Annotated in this window: 19 protein-coding genes and 1 pseudogene; 2 read left to right on the plus strand and 18 right to left on the minus strand. The window is 34.1% G+C overall.

Annotated features, from left to right (window positions below):
- Positions 1-28 precede the first annotated feature (28 nt).
- From argA to J3U35_RS09270, 7 genes are all read right to left on the minus strand, one after another.
- Entirely contained in the window at positions 29-1,357 is a 1,329-nt protein-coding gene (argA, locus tag J3U35_RS09240; protein WP_411590666.1) for an amino-acid N-acetyltransferase, read from the minus strand.
- Between the two features lie 334 nt (positions 1,358-1,691).
- Entirely contained in the window at positions 1,692-2,972 is a 1,281-nt protein-coding gene (locus J3U35_RS09245; protein ID WP_220215948.1) for an MFS transporter, read from the minus strand.
- 74 nt (positions 2,973-3,046) lie between these two features.
- The gene (locus tag J3U35_RS09250; RefSeq protein WP_267360926.1) at positions 3,047-4,246 is read right to left on the minus strand and encodes an MFS transporter; all 1,200 of its coding nucleotides are present in this window, start codon (positions 4,244-4,246) and stop codon (positions 3,047-3,049) included.
- A gap of 290 nt (positions 4,247-4,536) precedes the next feature.
- Complete coding sequence (gene aroL / locus J3U35_RS09255; protein ID WP_267350141.1) at positions 4,537-5,049, minus strand: shikimate kinase AroL; 513 nt, start codon at positions 5,047-5,049, stop codon at positions 4,537-4,539.
- Positions 5,050-5,262: 213 nt separating this feature from the next.
- Positions 5,263-5,616: a DUF1870 family protein gene (locus J3U35_RS09260; RefSeq protein WP_267350143.1), complete on the minus strand. Its 354-nt coding sequence runs from the start codon at positions 5,614-5,616 to the stop codon at positions 5,263-5,265.
- A 153-nt stretch (positions 5,617-5,769) separates the two neighbouring features.
- The gene (gene aroE / locus J3U35_RS09265; protein WP_267360928.1) at positions 5,770-6,600 is read right to left on the minus strand and encodes a shikimate dehydrogenase; all 831 of its coding nucleotides are present in this window, start codon (positions 6,598-6,600) and stop codon (positions 5,770-5,772) included.
- Between the two features lie 327 nt (positions 6,601-6,927).
- Entirely contained in the window at positions 6,928-7,827 is a 900-nt protein-coding gene (locus J3U35_RS09270) for a LysR family transcriptional regulator (protein ID WP_220215953.1), read from the minus strand.
- Between the two features lie 300 nt (positions 7,828-8,127).
- Between J3U35_RS09270 and rpmB the strand changes: the two genes are divergently transcribed.
- Positions 8,128-8,364, plus strand: coding sequence for a 50S ribosomal protein L28 (gene rpmB, locus J3U35_RS09275; RefSeq protein ID WP_220215954.1), 237 nt, complete (start codon positions 8,128-8,130; stop codon positions 8,362-8,364).
- A 15-nt stretch (positions 8,365-8,379) separates the two neighbouring features.
- Complete coding sequence (gene rpmG, locus J3U35_RS09280) at positions 8,380-8,547, plus strand: 50S ribosomal protein L33 (RefSeq protein ID WP_025314526.1); 168 nt, start codon at positions 8,380-8,382, stop codon at positions 8,545-8,547.
- A 260-nt stretch (positions 8,548-8,807) separates the two neighbouring features.
- Here rpmG and gltP read toward each other — a convergent pair whose 3' ends face one another.
- From gltP to J3U35_RS09335, 11 genes and pseudogenes are all read right to left on the minus strand, one after another.
- Positions 8,808-10,118 carry a glutamate/aspartate:proton symporter GltP gene (gene gltP, locus J3U35_RS09285; RefSeq protein WP_267360946.1) on the minus strand — a complete coding sequence of 437 codons (1,311 nt, stop codon included), beginning with the start codon at positions 10,116-10,118 and terminating at the stop codon, positions 8,808-8,810.
- A 90-nt stretch (positions 10,119-10,208) separates the two neighbouring features.
- Complete coding sequence (gene gyrA / locus J3U35_RS09290) at positions 10,209-12,905, minus strand: DNA topoisomerase (ATP-hydrolyzing) subunit A (protein WP_267360930.1); 2,697 nt, start codon at positions 12,903-12,905, stop codon at positions 10,209-10,211.
- Positions 12,906-13,005: 100 nt separating this feature from the next.
- The gene (locus J3U35_RS09295; RefSeq protein WP_220215956.1) at positions 13,006-13,581 is read right to left on the minus strand and encodes an SIS domain-containing protein; all 576 of its coding nucleotides are present in this window, start codon (positions 13,579-13,581) and stop codon (positions 13,006-13,008) included.
- A 15-nt stretch (positions 13,582-13,596) separates the two neighbouring features.
- Positions 13,597-13,941: a YraN family protein gene (locus tag J3U35_RS09300; protein WP_267360932.1), complete on the minus strand. Its 345-nt coding sequence runs from the start codon at positions 13,939-13,941 to the stop codon at positions 13,597-13,599.
- Positions 13,934-15,745 (minus strand): penicillin-binding protein activator, encoded by a 1,812-nt coding sequence (locus J3U35_RS09305; protein WP_267360934.1) that lies wholly within the window; start codon positions 15,743-15,745, stop codon positions 13,934-13,936. Before J3U35_RS09305 ends, J3U35_RS09300 begins: the two co-directional genes overlap by 8 nt.
- A 410-nt stretch (positions 15,746-16,155) precedes the next feature.
- The gene (gene rlmM / locus J3U35_RS09310) at positions 16,156-17,238 is read right to left on the minus strand and encodes a 23S rRNA (cytidine(2498)-2'-O)-methyltransferase RlmM (RefSeq protein WP_267360936.1); all 1,083 of its coding nucleotides are present in this window, start codon (positions 17,236-17,238) and stop codon (positions 16,156-16,158) included.
- Positions 17,239-17,285: 47 nt separating this feature from the next.
- A complete protein-coding gene (gene lpxL, locus J3U35_RS09315) occupies positions 17,286-18,236 on the minus strand; it encodes an LpxL/LpxP family Kdo(2)-lipid IV(A) lauroyl/palmitoleoyl acyltransferase (RefSeq protein ID WP_267360938.1) in 951 nt (316 codons plus the stop codon).
- 226 nt (positions 18,237-18,462) lie between these two features.
- A complete protein-coding gene (gene thyA / locus J3U35_RS09320; protein WP_267360940.1) occupies positions 18,463-19,257 on the minus strand; it encodes a thymidylate synthase in 795 nt (264 codons plus the stop codon).
- A complete protein-coding gene (lgt, locus tag J3U35_RS09325) occupies positions 19,254-20,123 on the minus strand; it encodes a prolipoprotein diacylglyceryl transferase (RefSeq protein WP_267360942.1) in 870 nt (289 codons plus the stop codon). Before lgt ends, thyA begins: the two co-directional genes overlap by 4 nt.
- Positions 20,120-20,692 (minus strand): RNA pyrophosphohydrolase, encoded by a 573-nt coding sequence (gene rppH / locus J3U35_RS09330; protein ID WP_065558435.1) that lies wholly within the window; start codon positions 20,690-20,692, stop codon positions 20,120-20,122. The genes lgt and rppH overlap by 4 nt, the downstream gene beginning before the upstream one ends.
- A 330-nt stretch (positions 20,693-21,022) precedes the next feature.
- A pseudogene (locus J3U35_RS09335) lies at positions 21,023-21,193 on the minus strand (pseudouridine synthase); the annotation flags it as partial.
- Positions 21,194-21,219: the final 26 nt, after the last annotated feature.

Genomic DNA, 21,219 nt, shown 5'->3' on the forward strand with positions numbered 1-21,219 from the left:
ACTATCATCCTGATTCTAAGAAAAGAATTTAAATAATATCAAGCATTAAAATTTTGGAGTTGCGTTGATAATTATAAAGTTGCTTTTTTTTAATCGGTAAATCATCAACTTCAGCTGGGTTAAATCCCTTTTCTCTAAACCAATGAATACTACGCGTTGTTAGCACAAAGATTTTATTGAGTCCTAAATTTTGTGCTCTACTTGCAACCGTATTAATTAACAAATCACCTCTGGATGAATTGCGATAATCCGGATGAATGGCTACACATGCCATTTCACCCATTTTTTCTTCCTGATAAGGATAAAGCGCTGCACAACCAATAGTCATATTGTCACGTTCAATAATTGTGAATTTATCAATTTCCATTTCCAATTGCTCTCGTGAACGCTTAACTAAAATACCTTGTTCTTCTAATGGACGAATCAATTCTAAAATACCACCAATATCGTTTATGGTCGCTAAGCGAATTTGCTCCGAATGCTCTTTAGCAACTTGCGTTCCTATGCCATCCCGTGAAAATAGTTCTTGTAAAATAGCGCCATCAATTAAATAGCTAACTAAATGACTACGCCTAACACCATTTCGACAGGCTTTTGAAGCGGCTTTCAAAAAGCGAGCTTCACTGGATAGATATTTACCTAATTGCTGTTTACGATTGACATAGTTGTCAGCATCGATTGGGAAAAGGTCAGTAATAACTTTACCTTGTTCATCAAGTACACCCTGCTCAGCACAAAAGCTGATTAACTTTTCAGCTTTGACTCGAATCGCCACTTCGGCAGCGACATCTTCTGAAGCTAAATTAAAGCTTTCTCCAGTCACCGATACACCAACCGGCCCTAATAGCACAATTGAACCACGATTGAGTTGCTCATCAATTGCCTCATTGTTAATACGACGAATTTTACCCGTATGGCAATAATCAATTCCTTCGTCTATTCCTAAGGGTTGAGCAATAACAAAATTACCGCTGACAACATTAATATGAGCACCTTGTAATGGGGTATTATTTAAACTCATTGATAAACTGGCAGTAATATTCAGTTGTAACATGCCTGTTACTTGCTTAATAATATCCAAAGTAACGGCATCTGTAATTCGGGTGTTTTTGTGGTATTTCGGCTCAATATTGTGATTTTTAAGTGATTCATCAATTTGATTGCGTGCTCCATTGACAATAACCAATTTGATTCCAAGACTATACAGTAATCCAATATCACTAATAATACTTGAATAGTTATTACTTTTTAGCACAGCACCTGTTAATAGGATAACAAAAGTTTTTCCATGATGAGCATTGATATAAGGTACAGAATGCCTTAATCCTTCAACTAACTCGGTTGTTCGCTCTTTCATTTTCGCAATCACCCAAATTGAATATTTATTCATATTTTTTGTATTTTTATTTATTTGCGAACAATAAGCAAGCAATATTTGATAAAATTTTGACAAGATAAAATCACAAGTTAAGTACCAAAAGAAAAACCTGTATTCAACAGTGTGTTGTTTATCAAAATTTTATTAAAAGTGGTAACAACAAACAAAATCAACGTATAAAAAAAGCATACCATTATTGTATGCTTTTTAAACTAAGAATAATTTTAAGTAATGCACTAAAAAACGAGTATTATTTATTCATCGTTTTTTGTCATAATTAATATCAACATCCCTTAAATTTTTATTAAATCGTTTATTTATTAATATTAAAGATCATGCGATAGCGCATTAATACGACAACCGCTAGTAATGTACCTAAACCTGCAATGATTGCATCACTTAACATGATATATCTTAAACCAAAATTTGTAGATATCCAGCCAATTAAAAAGGGAATGACTGTCGTTGCAACGCTCGATGAAGTGAAGAAAATGCCCAATACTTTACCCTTTCCTGATGGAAAAAATTCAGCCATGGTCGTTAATGCAAGTTGTAATACACCGCCTGCAGCTGTGAAACCAAGCACAAATCCTCCGACAATACACATTGTTGGTGTTGGATTGAGATACAATCCGATAAGCATTAACATAGATAACAGCGGATAGACAACCACAATATATACAGGTTTAATTAAACTTTTGACTAATATTGAAGTTAAAAAGACACTAGCAAGGGTACCTAGACCATACGAAGAGAATGCCTTAACCGCTCCTGCTGCATCCATGCCAGCGACAGTTTGAGAGAAATCCTTTAAACATGAAGAAACCAAATAAAATGTTGCGGTAGAGGTAAAACCAATCACAATAAAACAGATACCTTCAATCCAAAAATTTGATTTATGTTTTAAAGTTGGCGCTTCTTCAGTAATCGTTTGTAAATCTTTTTCTTCTTGTTCTGGTGTGATTTTATGATTTGGGAATGGCATTTTCAGTACAACTAATGCATTTAATGCGAGAATAATACAACATAAGATAAATGACCAACCGTAATATCCTTCACTCGCCATAATAATACCCATAATGATAGGTAGTACCGATTGACCTGCGGCAATCGCTGCTTTAGTTAATATCGATGCAGAGCCAGGCGATTTTGGAAAAGCTTCCATTAATGCTGGATAAGTACCGGCATCAAGTGTTGAATTAGCTATACCGCCTAACACTGCAAACATAAAGGCAATTTCAAAACTTGGGCTAACCAAAATACCAACTAAAAAACCAATATAAAATAATCCGCCTAACGCAATGAAAGGTTTTCGCCCATACTTATCGGATAACGTTCCCATAACAAATAGGACTAACAAGCGCCCCACGCCTAACCCCATCATGACATCATAAACACTCTTTTTTGCCTTGCCTATTAAGTCAGTTTGTTCAGGAGTAAGTGCATCTTGCGCAATATTAAATAAGTAAGCAATGTCAGGATTAAACTGAGCAGCTAAATAATCAATATTCAAACCAAGTATTATTGCCCCCATTCCATGCACAAAGTAGTTTATATATAAACAGATCGAAGTGCCTAAATATCTATTTTTCATTTATTATTTCCTGTAAAAATTAATTTTCAAAACACTAAAATAAATTTTACTCATCATGTAAATAACATTGAGTTTTAAATTTTTTTCATATCTATCACTTTGGTAAAACGGAAATAGACAATCAGCGCTAATACCACACTAGTCAGCGCAATAACAAAATCGGTCAAAATGGCATAACGTACATCAATTTTCGCTAATTTAGGTACTATCAATGGAATAACAGTAAAAGAGAATCCGCTAAAAGTATACATACAACCAACGGCAATACCTTTGTGGGTTGGAAATAATTGTTGCATGACGACTAACGTTAGTTGAAGTACGCCACCTGCAGCAGTAAACCCCATTCCAATAGCAACAAAAAAACACATCTCCGAAGATATATTGAAATAGAAAAGAATGAGCACAAGAGCGGATAGAGCAGGAAGAATAATGATGCAATCTATTGGCTTTAAAAAATATTTGACTATAAATGCAGTAACAAACACAGAAATAATTGATGCTCCGCTATAATAGCTAATCAACTGGTTAGCTTCAAATTCATCCATATTCACACCTTGAACCGCTATGGTTGGCAACCATTGTGAAATGACCAAAAATGTTGCTGTGGTGGTAAACCCCATGATAATTAATAGCACACCTTCAATAGCAAATTTTGGGGTATCTTTAAAATAATTATCAGTTCCTTCACACCCCGTAATAGCAATTTTTTTAGAAGGAAATTGGGTTGGTGCAAGCAATATTCCATTGATTATTAAAAATGCAGCAAAAGAAAGAAATGCCCAACCATACCAGATATGATATTCACCAAAAAAAGTAACGATAAAAGGTAATATTAATGTTCCAATTGAAATGAACGCTTTAATCAATACACTAGCAGAACCTGCTGATCGAGGAAAACACTCAGTTAATGTAGGCATAGAGCCAGTATCTAAACATGAGTTTCCAGCCCCAATAGCAATAGCGAGACAAAAGGCGATATGAATGTCAGTGCAAAACGTCATACCTACAAAAAAGATTACATAACATGCCATTCCTAAATAGATAAAAAGTTTACGACCAAATATATCTGACAAGATTCCACCAGCTAGCATCAAAGATATTTTTCCTATCCCAATACCAGAAGCAACATAGCCAAGTTCAACAATATCGGTATTGAGTTGTTTTGAAAGATCATTTGAAAATTGCATGATTACGATTAAAGCAATACTTTGTATAATGTAATTTGCGTAAATAGAGCTGACAATCCCATAAGAATTGACCTTTCGATTATCCATTGGTAGTACTCCATAGCTAAAAATTAAAAATATAAAACTATAATTGCTTTCAATATACAATCATCAATCTGAATCTAAAAGAGATAAGTATAATTTTATTGCTAAACTTTAATGTTGGTCACATTTATTTATAGATTCTAATAAATTCATAAATAGAAAAATATAGTATTGATTAATATACGAACCAAAAAATAAATTTATTCTATAGTATTTTAAGAATTTATTCTTTTTTTTTATAAAAAATGCCACATTGAATGTGGCACTTTGGAAGAAAGGAAGAAAATAGTATATTAATTCTGCAAAATTTGAAGAATTTCACTAAGAATTTGACTTTCATCTTGATCAACATTGATTACATGATGTGCTGCATCATGATATAAAGGTAATCTATCTGCTAATACTTTTTCCATTTCATCAACGATGGATAAGCCTGTTAAGGATGGTCTTTGGGCAACATTAGGATCTTTCATTAAGCGTGCGGCTAATGTTGCCGCAGGAGCAGATAAAAAGATCACTGTTCCATTTTGTTTCATGAAGTCACGATTATGTTCAGCTAATACCATCCCACCTCCAGTTGCGATAACACGTGACGATTTGGTCGTATCAATCAGGACTTGACTCTCTCTTGCTCTGAATCCTTCCCAACCTTCTTTTTCGACGATTTCTGCAACGGTTTTTTGGGTAGTTTCCAGTAAATGGCAATCTGTATCAACGAAAGAAAATGACAGCTTATTTGCAAGCATTTTTCCTATAGTTGTTTTACCTGCTGCTCTTGCACCAACTAAAAAAATTGTCTTATTCATATTGGATCCTTTCATATTTACAGATTGAAAAATATATCACTATGCTAGTGATTCACTTCAGCTTTTGCAACAATTTTTTTACATATTGTTTATCAAAACAAACGGCATTGATTTTTATAAATTTAATTTAATTTTTTATCAATTTTTTGTAAATAAAAATTTACACCCTTTATTCTGTTCACTTTATAAATTTATATTATCATCTATAATCTACTAACAAAGTTTTTCTAAACCACGAAAATAGAGTTCCGTTGCAATTGATTGATGTAAGCGCCATTGTATGACATCAAGATCTGGGTTTACCTTTTTAAATTCTTCAAATGTCATGAAATAACGAATAGTATTACTTCCTACTCTATCATTAATACTATTGATGATAATATTTACTTTATCAGTACGAAGTTTTTTTAGCGCTTTCATTGCATTAGCCACAAATTCCGGTACAGGCTCTATGCCTTTTTCCCAATCGTGCCAAGTTTTCGCATCAGTTTTACCAATATATTCGCTTGCTTCTGGCACTTTTAGCATAAGAAAACGGCGATAAGCTTGCAATTCTAGGTTAGTCATAATTACTCCTTCTAATAACAGACTAAATTTATACAATAGAATAAAAACCAATTAAAATCGAAAATTAGAATTTTCAGCAAATTATATAAATCGTTTATCAAACACATTTAATGATGCAAAATGGTTCAATGTATTGAATTTTTTACTAAATACTTATTTTTCAGCTAAAGCATCTATAACAGCTTGTTTTGCCCGGTCAGATAAATCTTTTCCTGTCCAAATTTTGAATTGGGCATTCGCTTGACCGATAAACATTTCTCGTCCCGAAATTGATTCCCATCCCGCTTTTTCAGCTTCTTGTCTAAAACGAGTATGATATGGAGTATACACAATGTCATATGCAATACCTTTTCCTTTGAACCAAGAATATTCATAAGGTGTCTGATCTTCAAATTTACCTTTCATACCTAATGGCGTAGAATTGATAATAATTTGTGCTTCAACTTTATCACGGTCTTCCCAAGCAACCGTTTTTAAATTAAATTCTTTGGCAAGCTCTGACGGCAAATCTGTTACAATATCCGTTACAGTAATATCGGTATAACCTAGATCATGTAAGCCAACTACCGCAGCTCGAGCTGCACCGCCTGCGCCAAGTAATAGCACTTTTTTGTAGTGTGGCGGTAGCTGCTTTTCTTGAAGAGGTTGCATAAAACCAACAATATCTGTGTTATCACCACAAAGCTTATCACCATCCCAATAAACCAAATTTGCAGCACCTGCTTTTTTGACATGTTCAGTCACTTCATCTAAATAAGGAATAATAGCTTGCTTATGTGGAATTGTGACACACAATCCGCGAATATTTAATAATCTTACAGATTTAAAAAGAGTAGGAATATCTTCTGGTGGTGTTGAAAATGGAACCAAAACCGCTGGAATGCCATAATCTTGAAATGATGTGGTATGAATTAGTGGACTCAAACTATGTCCTAAAGGATAACCGATAATACCGTAAATACTATAAGGCGTGAACTGGCTCATGTAATCTCCTTGAAAGTTAGAAAATTAAACCGAATAAATAAATTCTGTCATTCATTGTATTAAAGCATATTTATTATAAAATTAAATCATTTTTTCTAAAATTATAGATACCCTTAATGATTTGTTTTATAACAATTTGTTTAATATATAGAATTTAAATTTGATGAGTAAAAGCAATGTTAAATTGTTTAGAAAATTCATCGATAATAAACTTTTTTATATTTTTTGATGAAAATTGATCATTGATAAGGTTTATCACATCACAAACCTTATCATTATTCTGATATGCCAAATCCCCTATGATAAATTCATGCTAGTTGATAAAATTTATCGACCAAAAATCGCATCATCACTGTGTTCAATTAAGAAATGATAAAACTTCTGCGCTGCCGGTAATAACGGTCTATTTTCCATTGTCGCAATAAATATATCTCTTTTTTGATAATTTTTGCTCATTGGTACTAATGTTACATTGAACTCTTCAGGTATATGTACTCTCGGCATAATACCGATACCATAATTAATCGATACTAATCCCATCATGGCGCTTTCTGTTTCAACATGACAAGCTATGTTCGGCTTGATGCCCGTTTTATTTAACATGTCATCGATCACACTTTTCATCCCACTTCGTTCTGTAAATAAAATAAGGGGTTCGTGAATTAAGTCTTTTAAATCAAGTTTTTTACGCTTAGATAAAGGATGATCATTAGAGATAATAAAAACTAATTCTTGTTTAGTTAACTTTTGAAAATGAACATCTGGTTCATCTTGTAAACGTGAACAGATAGCTATCTCGTATTTTTTGTCTCTTAATCCTTCAATGATATTTTGTGACATTCCTTCATAAAAAGAGAAAGTAATATCTTTATTCTCAGGTTGAGCTAAAAACGCCTTGATAATTTTTGGAATATAATTGGAACTAATAGAATAGATAAAAGCAAGTCCAATATGACCATGTGAAACACTGGTTAATTCTTTAACAAACTGTTCGCCTTCTGATAATGCCGTTAATGCTTGTTCTACATAAGTAAGATATTGTTTTCCTTCTTTTGTTAGTTCAACATTTCGGCCTCTTTTTTGAAATAATTTAATCCCAACCTCTTTTTCCAGTTCTGATATAGAATGACTAAGGCTTGGCTGACTGATTGAAAAATATTCTGATGTTAATGTGTAATGTTGAGTTTTAGCAAGCACTTGGAAATATTTTAGTTGTTTAAGATTCATGTGATCAAACTCTCTTTACTTAGTTATACAAAAGACAGTATAGGAGAATTTTCCATTAACACAATATTTGTATTTTATTTAACTCAGTTAAATTTAAACTTATTTTTTTCTTAAACAAGATAATACTTGAGAATTTGCCGATAAAAGCGTATACTTCGCTACCTCATTATTGTGGGTGTAGTGTGAGAGGTGAAACTGCTTCTCAAATAGAGCTGCAGCAAACTAAAAGCCTGACGAGGTTAATTCCATTAACATATTACGCCCAAGGCTTAAGCATAGAAATTTTGGAGAATTATTGACATGTCACGAGTATGCCAAGTAACAGGAAAAAAACCTTTAGTAGGGAATAATCGTTCTCATGCGATGAATGCTACTAAACGTCGTTTTCTACCAAATCTTCAAACTCACCGTTTTTGGGTTGAGAGTGAAAAACGTTTTGTAAAATTACGTGTATCAGCTAAAGGTATGCGTACTATCGATAAAAAGGGTATTGATGCAGTTTTAGCTGAACTTCGTGCCCGTGGTGAAAAGTACTAATAAGGAAACCCTATCATGGCAAAAGGTGTACGCGAAAAAATTAGATTAGTTTCTTCTGCTGGTACAGGTCATTTTTATACCACTAGCAAAAACAAAAGAACCATGCCTGAAAAAATGGAGATCAAAAAATACGATCCTGTTGTTCGTCAGCATGTTATCTATAAAGAAGCTAAAATCAAATAGTTTTAGATAAATACCAAAAACCCAGCAAAAGCTGGGTTTTTTTATGTTTATCGATTACCTATCATTATCAAATTAAACTTCTATTAATAGTCCATATGTATTCTTCTATTATTTACATGGATAATTAAAAAATATTGATTGTTACAAACTATCACATAAACAGAATATTAATGAAGATAAGCATTTACCACTTAAATTCAATTATAAAAAAAGCTCCAGTTTTTATCCTGAAGCTTTTTGGAAAGTTATAAAACTATTTTTTATTTTAAATATTGCTGTTCATATGCTTGGGCTTTTTTATCATCAAATACATGTTCCCAGCGAGCAATAACAATAGCCGCTAAGGCATTACCAACCACATTAACCACGGTGCGCCCCATATCTAATATACGCTCAACCCCCATAATATAACCAATGCCGTCAAGCGGTATTCCAACACTACCTAATGTCGCAGAAAGCACCAAAATTGAAGCTCCCGGTACACCAGCAATCCCTTTCGATGCAACCATTAGTGTAATAACAACAATAATTTGATCGAGAATCGACAATTCCATACCGAAAAGCTGAGCTAAAAAGATAACAGTGATACTTTGATATAATGTTGAACCATCAAGATTAAATGAATAACCTGTTGGAATAACAAAGCTGGTTATGGATTTTGGCGCACCATAGGCTTCCATCTTTTCAATAATTTTAGGTAATGCAGTCTCTGAACTCGCTGTTGAAAAGGCAATAACTAACTCTTCTTTTAATATTCGTAAAAGTTTAAAAATACTGAATCGGCACAATTTACAAACAAGTCCTAAAACGACAATTGTAAATATAATCATTGCCGAATAAACCGTAACAATAAGTTTGAATAATGGTAATAAAGATTCAAAACCATATTTTGCCACCGTGACAGTAATAAGTGCAAAGACACCTATCGGCGCATAACGCATAATCATATTGGTCACTTTGAACATGGTATCAGAAACAACTTTTAAGAAAAATACGAAAGGTTCTCGTTGCTTATCAGGTAAAGACATAAGTCCTAAACCAAAAAATACGCAGAAGAAGATCACAGGTAAAACAGCACCATCACTCATTGCTTTAAAGATATTAACAGGAATCATCTCTAAAATCATGACGATTAAGCCATGTGGTTTTTCGCTTTGTTCTTGAGCTGCTTTAGCAAAATTACTGACATCAGTAGTTGCTAAAGTTGAAGAATCAATACCAGCCCCAGGTGTAAATAGATTCCCCCAAAGAAGCCCCAACAAAATAGCAATAGTTGTGATAATTTCAAAATAGAGAATTGTTTTAAAGCCTAAAATACCTAATCGCTTTGAACCGCCAATGCCTGCAATACCTAAGGTTAATGTGCTTAGTATAATCGGCAATACGATCATTTTAATTAAGCGAATGAAAATTTCCCCAGCTGGTTGAAAGACATTAACGATTAAAAATTGGTAATCCGAATGCAAAGGATGGTTTGAATCAGAAAGTTCGAACAGATAAGCACCTACAGCCACGCCTAGAATTAATGCTATTAAGATTTGCCATGCAAGATTTGATAATATTTTTTTCATTAAAAATGACATCTAATACTATTCCTTTTTGAGGTTTTCTAAAATAAAAAAGGACTAGCTATATAACTAATCCTTCTTAATAATTAAAAATTATTCTTCGGACTCCTGAGCTGAATTATCCAGCTCGTCTCTCTGCTGCGATGATACTGATTCCACATCATCATCTTCGGTTTCAGCGATTCGTTGCAGACCCACAACTTTTTCGTTATCGGCTGTGCGAATCAATCTTACACCTTGTGTATTTCGACCGACAATACTTACTTCTGAAACGCGTGTGCGTACTAACGTTCCGGCATCAGTAATTAGCATGATTTGATCAGTTTCATCCACTTGTACAGCACCAACCACAGCGCCATTTCGTTCACTGACTTTGATCGAAATCACCCCTTTTGTTGCCCGAGATTTTGTTGGATAAAGCTCTTGTTGAGTACGCTTACCATAACCATTTTGCGTTGCGGTTAAAATCGCACCATTGCCTCGAGGGACGATAAGTGACACTACTTTATCATCACTTTCAAGTTTAATGCCACGCACACCTGCAGCGGTACGCCCCATTGCTCGAACTTTATTAGCAGGGAAGCGAACAACTTTACCATTAGCAGAGAACAGCATGATGTCTTCCGTATCTGAAACTTGAGTGATTTCGTCATCATCTGACTCAATGTCTTCATTCACTACATCATCATTTAGTTCTTCATCATCAATGGCTGATGATTCATTACTCGTTAAATCGACACCGATTAACTCATCATCATCACGTAAGTTGATTGCAATAATACCACCACTACGTGGGCGACTAAATTCAATAAGAGAAGTTTTCTTCACCGTTCCTTGAGCAGTCGCCATAAATACGCAATGTTCATCGTCAAATTCCCGAACGGGTAAAATTGCGGTGATACGTTCATTTTCTTCAAGTGGTAATAAATTAATAATTGGACGACCACGTGATCCTCGACTTGCCTCAGGTAATTGATAAACTTTCATCCAATATAAGCGACCACGGCTTGAGAAGCACAAAATAGTATCATGGGTATTAGCAACTAATAATTTTTCAACAAAATCTTCTTCTTTGATTTTGGTTGCTGATTTACCTTTACCACCACGACGTTGAGCTTCATAATCTGAAAGCGGTTGATATTTCACATACCCTTGATGAGAAAGGGTAACAACAACATCTTCTTGTGCAATCAGATCTTCAATATTGATATCCGCACTACTTGCCGTAATTTCCGTTCGTCTTGCATCTTGGAACTGATCGCGTATCGCTTCAAGCTCTTCACGTATCACCTCCATTAATCTTTCAGGACTTGCCAGAATATATAATAGTTCACCGATTTGAACTAATAACTCTTTATATTCATCAAGAATTTTTTCATGTTCAAGTCCGGTTAAACGATGCAAACGAAGATCTAAAATTGCTTGAGCTTGCGCCTCAGAAAGATAATAGTGACCGTCACGGATACCGAATTCTGGAGCCAAATCTTCTGGACGAGCAGCATCATCGCCTGCTTTTTCAAGCATTGCCGCAACATTTCCAAGTTGCCAAGCTTGAGATAAAAGTTTACTTTTTGCTTCAGCTGGTGTTGCAGCTGCTCGAATTAACTCAATCACAGGGTCAATATTGGCAAGTGCAATCGCTAAACCTTCTAATACATGTGCACGTTCACGGGCTTTACGCAATTCGTAAATAGTACGGCGTGTTACAACCTCACGACGATGAAGCACAAAAGCTTCGATCATTTCACGTAAATTTAACAGTTTTGGTTGACCTTTATGTAAAGCCACCATATTGATACCAAACGAGACTTGTAATTGGGTTAATGAGAAAAGATTATTCAGTACAACTTCACCCACCGCATCTCGTTTAATTTCGATGACTATACGCATGCCATCTTTATCCGATTCATCACGCAAAGCAGAAATGCCTTCAACTTTCTTATCTTTAACTAATTCAGCAATTTTTTCGATGAGTTTTTTCTTGTTAACTTGATAGGGTATTTCATTAACAATAATCGTTTCACGACCACTGTGATCATCAACTTCAATGGTTGCTTTAGAACGAATATAGATAATTCCACGGCCAGTACGATAAGCATTTTCTATGCCTTTTCGACCGTTTATTAATGCTGCGGTTGGAAAATCAGGCCCCTGAATATGTTCCATTAGCCCTTCAATTGAAATATTTTCATCTTCAATATAAGCAAGGCACCCATTAATAACTTCTGTAAGGTTATGCGGTGGGATATTGGTCGCCATACCTACTGCAATTCCTGATGATCCATTAATTAATAAGTTAGGAATACGTGTTGGTAACACATCAGGAATCATTTCTGATCCGTCATAGTTTGGTGAAAAATCGACGGTTTCTTTATCAAGATCTGTCAGTAATGCACCTGCAAACTTTTGCATACGAATTTCGGTATAACGCATTGCTGCTGCCGAATCACCATCAACCGATCCGAAGTTACCTTGACCATCAACCAGCATATAACGCAGTGAAAATGGCTGTGCCATACGTACAATTGTGTCATAAACAGCTGAGTCACCATGCGGATGGTATTTACCGATTACATCCCCAACTACACGAGCTGATTTTCGATAAGGTTTATTCCAATCATACCCCGCTTCATGCATGGCAAATAAAACACGTCGGTGAACAGGCTTTAAGCCGTCACGAACATCAGGCAGTGCACGCCCGACGATTACAGACATAGCATAATCAAGGTAAGAGGATTTTAGTTCATCTTCAATGTTAACGGGAGTTATTTCTTTGGCTAGTTCGGTCATAACACCAAGTTCTCTTATTAATATAAATCATTAAAACAGCTTATAATTATAGCATATTATTCGCTATTATTGCAGAACTAAACTGTTTTTATTTTCATTATTAAGTATGATTAAACAAAGTATTTTCAATTAATTGGCATAAACAGTTTAAAATCATAGCATGCATCTCATAAGCCATCACTTTTTTATAGGTCGGAATTCTAATTTCAATATCATTTTGACCTAATAAACCTATTACCTCTCCACCATCAAAAGCCGTTAGAGCAACAATTTTCATATCTTTAATGACCGCTTCTTGTACAGCTCGGATAATTGCTTTACTGTTCCCTTGGCAAGTTGCCACGATTAATATATCACCTTGTTGCCCCAATGCTTGTATTTGGCGTGCATAAATCTCTTCATGATTTTTAATCGCACTTAATAAAACATTATCAGACACTAAAGCGATAGCGGGAATACTAGGTCTTTCAATATCAATACTGGTAATTAATCGAGAAGTAAAACTTTGGACATTCGCAGCCGAAGAGCCATTACCACAACTCATAATTTTATTACCATTAAGTAATCCTTCAACGATGATGTTAGCGGCTTTTTCAATTGACGAACCTAAGGATTCAGCCATCACAATTTGTGTTTGGATACTTTCTGTAAAATAATTTTTGATTAAGTCTTGCACGTTTTCACCTAAATATTAAAACGCATTAATAATCCATTGTTGGCTTTTACCAGTAATAGCAAAAACATCAAATCGAAACTCAGTTTCTTCAATATTCAAATTTTGCGCAATCATCCAAAGTTGCGCTGCCTGTTTAATTTTATTTTGTTTATTAGGCGTTATTGTCATTTCTGCATGACCAAAATGGGCATTTTTTCGATAGCGCACTTCTATAAAAACAAGGCATTGTTTGTCACGCATAACCAAATCAAGTTCCCCAAAGCGAAATTGACTATTTTTAGCTATAAGCGTTAAACCTTGCCCAAGCAGATACTGGCAAGCAATATTTTCAAAATGCTCGCCAATTTTTTTTCTATTCACTAATCGTTTCTGATTTAGTTGAGCTATTAGAATATTGTTGCCATGATAATGCGCGCGTTATTTCGCATTGTTCTGACGTTGATAATTTACCTGTCATTCCATCTAAAAAATTAGTTTGATTTGAACTTAATTGATTAAAACGATTTGCTAAACGCCAAGCATCTATTCCCATTGCATAAACACGCATTAAGGAATAATCCTTCTTAATACTGTCCGGCAACTCGATCGAGGTATCAAGTTGATTAGAAATGAGCGGAATTTCAGCATATTGCGTTTGATTTAAATCATAGTAGAAGTCATTAGATGCATTTGCGACATGACTTTTAGAACTTGAATACAGCGCAACACTCGCAGATGACGAGTGACCAATCGGTTTATCAGCTCCCATATCCAACATCGGTTTGATCAACGTTAATTCATCGTATGAGGAATAAATATAAATTGCATCAAAATCAGTAAAATTATCAACTAAACTCATTGATTCAGATGGCATATCATTAAGAACAATAGGCTCACCAACAAGTTCGATACCAACATTTTTATTCATACTATCACTTAATGTTTTAGCATTTCCAAAATACTGGACATAAGCTGGTGAACTGTTAACTGAAAGTTGAGACCACTGTTTTGCAAAATTTTGTGCTACGCGTTTACCAAGTTCATTTTGTGGGACTAATAACAATGGTTTTAGTTTATTTTGTGCAAATATATGATTAGCTGCATCTTTTGCTTCATCTTCAGGAGATAATGCAAAATAACACATCTTGTTGCGGGTATCTGATTTATTCTCAACTTTATTCAATGCTAATACAGGAATACCCGGCGCCAATTGCTTGATATAGTTAACATCACCTTTTAATAAAGGTCCTACAATTAATTCTACATCTTTATCTTTAGCTTGTTGAATTAATTTATCTAATGAGGCACTTGCTGTATCAAACGTCACAATATTTTGTTGTGGTTCTTGTGGATAAAACTTCATGGCATCAAAATAACCTTGACGAATTGTTTCACCAAAAATATGTGAAGTTCCACTTAACGGTAATAACAATGCCACTTTTTTGCCTTCATTATCAACACTAAGTGTTTGTTCTCCCGTTAACATTGAAATAACACCATTACCAGGATGATTAGGATATCGTGTCGCCCAATCATGAAAAGCCTGTTTTAAATTTTCATTGTCAGAAGCACCAACTAGTGTAGTTGTTTGATAAGCGATACTTAATTCAATCCAGCCTTGTAATGTGGTTTCATTAGTACCTACAGCAATTTTATCCATTTGATCGCTTCTTAACTTACTGAAAAAATTCCATGTACTACTCAATACTTGTTGACGCTGATCTTTCGATGACCATTTTTCTAATTCAATATAGTCATGTGCTTGAGCATTAATATTTTTTTTGTCTAAAGCTAATTTGATGGAGTAATATCGATATAACTGTGAATTATTAAGCTCTTCAATAGATAAGGTATCAAGTTTAAATCGTTTTCCTGTTCTAACTGCGATTTCACCTTGAGATAAAATTTTATCTATTTTTTGTTCCGGATTGAGATCTGTCGACAACTTAGAAAGTAGTGTGTTAGCTTGTGAAAGCTTGTTTTCTTTAATTAATGCCCGAATAGCTAACAATTGCCAATTTGTTTTAGCTTCTCCAGAACTTGCTTCGACTTGTGAAAGATAATAACTCGAATCTTTGCTTTCATCAAAGCCAGAACCGTTTTTTGAAAAGCTTCCTGAACATCCAACTAAAAATGCTAATAATACTGATATTAACATTGTGTAAAATGAGCGTTTTATATTCATACCTATTCTCGTATAATTTGTTGTCACTAAATTCGTTGTTAATTCATTGTTACTTAGTTTGGTTATGATAATGTGTTTAATTTAACTTCAAAAATAATCTATTTATTTTCAATTTATAATGACTTTTTAGTAAATTTGATCGTGCTAATTTATCGCATTTTTACTTGGGATATAGAAGAACACAACTATTTTCGCTTTATTATCTATTTACCGCGATTTGACCGCTAATTACATTACTCATTGATTTAAATCAGAACATATATCAATCAATATTAAGCTTTTTCGTTACATATATAAAGCTATACAGACAACAATATATAAACTATTTTGATGACTAATAAAGTATATTCTTTTACCTAAAAAATTAGCTTAGTTTAACTAACTACAGTCAATTAAAGAATTAATTATTTTTATCCCCAAATTCGTTGTACATGAACGGTAATTTCTTCTCGATCATGATAAAGCTGTTTTGCTTGAATTTGAACATTAATTTGATTGTCATTTAATATGTTATTGAGCAATTGTAAATTTTGTTTCACTTCTTCATAACGCTTTTTCATGGGTAATTTCAGATTAAAAATTGTTTCTCGACACCAACCATTGATAAGCCATTTAGTTATTAATTCTGTCACTTTAGTCGGTTTTTCAACCATATCACAAACTAACCAATAAATATTATGCTTTTTAGGCATAAATTTAAAGCCATCTTCTCGAAAATGTTTAACTTGCCCTGTTTCCATTAATTTCGGATTCATTGGACCATTATCAACGGCATAAACCATCATACTTCGTTTGACAAGCTGGTATGTCCATCCTCCCGGACAAGCGCCTAAATCAACAGCATTTAATCCACCTTTTAGCCTTTCTTCCCATTCTTCATAGGGAATAAAGATATGAAACGCTTCTTCAAGTTTTAATGTGGAACGGCTTGGGGCATCAACTGGAAATTTTAACCGAGGTATCCCCATATAGAACGGTGAATTATTTTCACTCAGTGAATAACCAACATAACAACTATTATTATTTAGAAATAACACATGAATAACAGGGCGGATTGGATTTTGGACTTTTAATAAAATCCGATGATTTCTTAACGCTTGCCGAAGCGGAACAGTAAATTTGCGACAAAACCCCGCCAACGCTTTTCCTTCATTAGTATCTGCCACTTCAACTCGCAAATCGCCGGCTTTATCAATACATCCCGTTAACGCTTCAACAATAGGCGTAATACGATCATCTGTTGGCAAATCAACTAATCGATCGCCTGTAACAAACATTTGGCGTGCAAATATAAGTGTTCTAAAAGGTAACGCTTGAATTAAGCGTTGAGCATCGCCATTTTGATAGCATTCAAAAACAACATAGCCACTATTATCGTTAACTTTAGCAAATCCAAAGATCTCTTTTTGAGCCGCTTTATCTGTGATTTCAGCGGCACACTCTTTTTCAAAACCAATACGGCAATAGAGAATAATCTTATTTAATTTTTGCATATTGTATCTTTAACTCTTTTTTCAAAAATCCCAAAAAAATAGCTGTATTAGTCGGATTGAACACTGTCTGTATATAATGGTGCTTCACCTTTTGGACGAGTTTTGAATCTTCGATGTAACCACATATATTGCTCTGGCGCTTTTAAAATTTCTTGCTCAATCGCTTTGTTCATAAACGTTGCTGCTTGCACATCATCGTCCATCGGAAAATCAATAAGCTGGGATGTAACATAAACAGTATAATGCCCATTTTTTTCACGTTTGGGGGTAAAAGGGATAATTGCAGGTTGACCAAGTTTAACCAAAATACGCGTACCTATTGTAGTTGCAGCCTTTTCGACAGAAAAGAAAGGCGCAAACACGCTGTTTTTAGGCCCATAATCATGGTCTGGTGCATACCATAATAATTCACCATTTTTTAATGCACGAATCATTCCTTTGGTGTTATATCGTTCTAACATATATTTATTAGACTTTAACCTACCTTTTAACTGCACGTAATCCATAACAGGATTATCATTTGGACGATAAACACCAACTCCAGGATGATGCATACCTAAAATACGAGCACCTAATTCTAATGTGAGAAAATGGATACCGATTAGTAATACCCCCTTTCCAGCCTGCTGTATTTGAGTAATATGCGAATCGCCAACAATAGAGGATTGTTTAGCTAATCGTTTATTTGACCAAAACCAAGCCATACCCGTTTCAAAAATCGCTAAACCGGTTGATATAAAATTTTCACGCAACATCTGATCACGTTCTTGCTGTGATTTTTCGGGGAAACAGAGCATTAGATTTTGCCTTGCTGTTTCTTTACGTTTGCCAATTATTTTCATTGATAGCAATCCCAACCCTTTACCTAATTGATAAATAATTGGATATGGCAATAACACGATAAGATATAAAAGACCAAGCCCAAACCATGTTAACCAATAACGCGGGTGTAATAAACGTTTAGTAAAGATTGGGCGAATTTCCTGATTTTGAGTCATATAAAGATTAAGTTATTATCAATAACAAAGTGGACTATTATATACTATATCTTGGTTTTGGTGGCAGAAAAATCAAATTACTAACTTAACAATGACATTCATTTCTCATAATGCTAATTGTTAACATGAGGATTAAAAATTAAAATTAGGGATTAATCAGATTAATCCCAATATATTAGACAACTTAATTTGTAAAATAAAAATCAGTTGAAGTAATTTATTCCGATTAAACAGCCACAGGTGCTTTAATAGCGGGATAAGGGTCATAATCAACAATTTCAAAATCTTCAAATTCGTAATCAAAAATTGTGGGTGGCTTACGTCTAATTTTAAGCTTTGGTAAAGCTCGAGGTTCCCGGCTTAGCTGTAAATGCGTTTGTTCCATATGATTTGAATATAAATGGGTATCGCCACCCGTCCAAACAAAATCACCCACTTCTAGATCACATTGTTGAGCAATCATATGCACTAATAATGAATAGCTTGCTATATTAAATGGTAAGCCTAAAAATACATCACATGAACGCTGATAAAGTTGACATGATAGTTTTCCATTGGCAACATAAAATTGGAAAAAAGCATGACATGGTGCTAATGCCATTTGATCTAACTCTCCAACATTCCATGCAGAAACAATCATACGTCTTGAATCGGGATCTGTTTTGATTTGTTGAATTAATTGCGATATTTGATCAACTTGCCTACCGTCAGCTGTTCCCCATGCTCGCCACTGTTTTCCATAAACAGGGCCTAAATTGCCATTCTTATCCGCCCATTCATCCCAAATAGTCACTTTATTATCTTGTAAATACTTGATATTAGTATCACCCTTTAAAAACCAAAGTAATTCATGAATAATTGAACGTAAATGGCATTTTTTTGTAGTTACCAGTGGAAACCCTTTTTGCAAATCAAACCTCATTTGATAACCAAAAATTGATAACGTACCCGTTCCTGTGCGATCTGATTTAGGCGTACCCTCATTTAAGATTGTTTTCATCAGGTCTAAATATTGTTTCATGAATTTCTCGCTTTTTGATTAAATCGACATGCATATAACATAATTAAAGCACCACCTAGTATCATAGGTAGACATAAAATTTGCCCCATACTAATGATGTTGAAAAATAAGCCTAATTGTTCATCAGGTTGTCGATAAAATTCAATAACAAACCTAAATAAACCGTAGCATAGTAAAAATAATCCAGATACAGATCCTGTTGGCCTTGGCTTTCTAATAAACAGATTTAAAATAATAAATAAGACAATACCTTCAAAAGCCATTTCATATAATTGGGAAGGATGTCTTGGAAGTATGCCATGCAATTGAGTATACAGTTCTTTCCATTCAGGATGTGATTGAACAAACATGAAATCTGCATGTGATGATGTAGGGAACAGCATCCCAACTGAAGAATGAGTCACACGCCCCCATAGTTCGCCATTGATAAAATTACCAAATCGCCCAAACATTAAACCTATTGGCACTAAAGGTGCGACAAAATCGGCAACTTGCATAAATGTTTTGTGATTTATTTTAGCAAAAATTGCAATAACACAAATAGCCCCAATCAATCCGCCATGAAAAGACATCCCACCTTCCCAAACTTTAAATAATGATATGGGATCGTTGATAAAAACATTAAAATTATAAAAAAGCACATAACCTAATCGCCCACCCACGAAAAGACCTAAAAATCCCCAGAACAGTAAATTTTCAACTTGTGGAACAGTCCATTGACTATTTGTTTTTTTTGCTCGCCTCTTGGCTAAAAAAAGGGCACCTAATACCCCCAAAAGGTACATTGCTCCATACCAGTGTAAAGAAATAGGTCCAATTGAGAAGGCAATTGGATTGAAATTTGGAAACTGTAAATATTGATTCATCTTTTAGTTCGCTGTTTATTTTTACGTTTATGAACAAAATAATTGGATTTTTTTTTGTTTGAACTGTTTGTTGCTTGTACATCCACTTCAGTTTGTATGGCAAATACGGGTAATGAAAATTCTTTCATGGCTCTGCGATATACATCACGTTTAAAAGAAATCACTTGTCGAATTGGATACCAATAATTGACCCATTTCCAATCATCAAATTCAGGTGTAGAAGAAACATTGAGATTAATCACTGAATTATCAGAAATTAACTCTAATAAAAACCATTTTTGTTTTTGACCGATACAAACAGGTTGATTTTCCCAACGAATCATACGTTTAGGTAATTTATATCTGAGCCAACCATTGGTAACAGATAAAATTTTTACATCTTTAGGTAATAATCCGACTTCTTCATTCAATTCTCGAAACATTGCCTGTTCAGGCGTTTCGTTTTGTTTTATTCCGCCCTGAGGAAATTGCCAAGAATTTTGCCCATAACGACGAGCCCAAAGTACTTGGCCATAACGGTTACAAATAACTATTCCTACATTTGGACGGTAGCCATCATTATCAATCACTGACTACCTCAAAAAAATCTATTTCATATGGCTAAATTGTTTCATACATACAGCAATAAATAAATAGAAAAATGCTATTAATCGAGAAATATGTTATTAAACAGATTAGTTTTAACCATTTTCAGTAGTGCTATTGTTTCTATAAAAACTGTTTTTTGAATGACTAAAATTATAAGATAAATTAGAATATTAATGAGTTAAATGATTGTTAAATTATATTAAAACAATAAGTTGAATTTAGATAGATGATAAAGAAAGGTAACATCAATAGTGTTTGGTTGAAAAATAGGGATAACTTACACCTTTCAAAATATGCCTACTTTAATCAAGTACATTACCATCGTTTGTTAATAAAAGTAATCCTTCACTGTCAGTATCTAAGCGTCCAGCAGAATAAAATTTGGGTAATGAGATAAAATCTTTCAATGTTGGATACTTTTCATGCGCTGAAAATTGAGACACCACATTAAATGGTTTATTAAAAGCGATTAATGAGCTCATTTCAAATCATATCCCGTTCAGTCGTC

Origin of the sequence: Gilliamella sp. B2717 (genome assembly GCF_026536675.1) — a bacterium.
Taxonomy (GTDB): Bacteria; Pseudomonadota; Gammaproteobacteria; order Enterobacterales; family Orbaceae; genus Gilliamella; species Gilliamella apicola_I.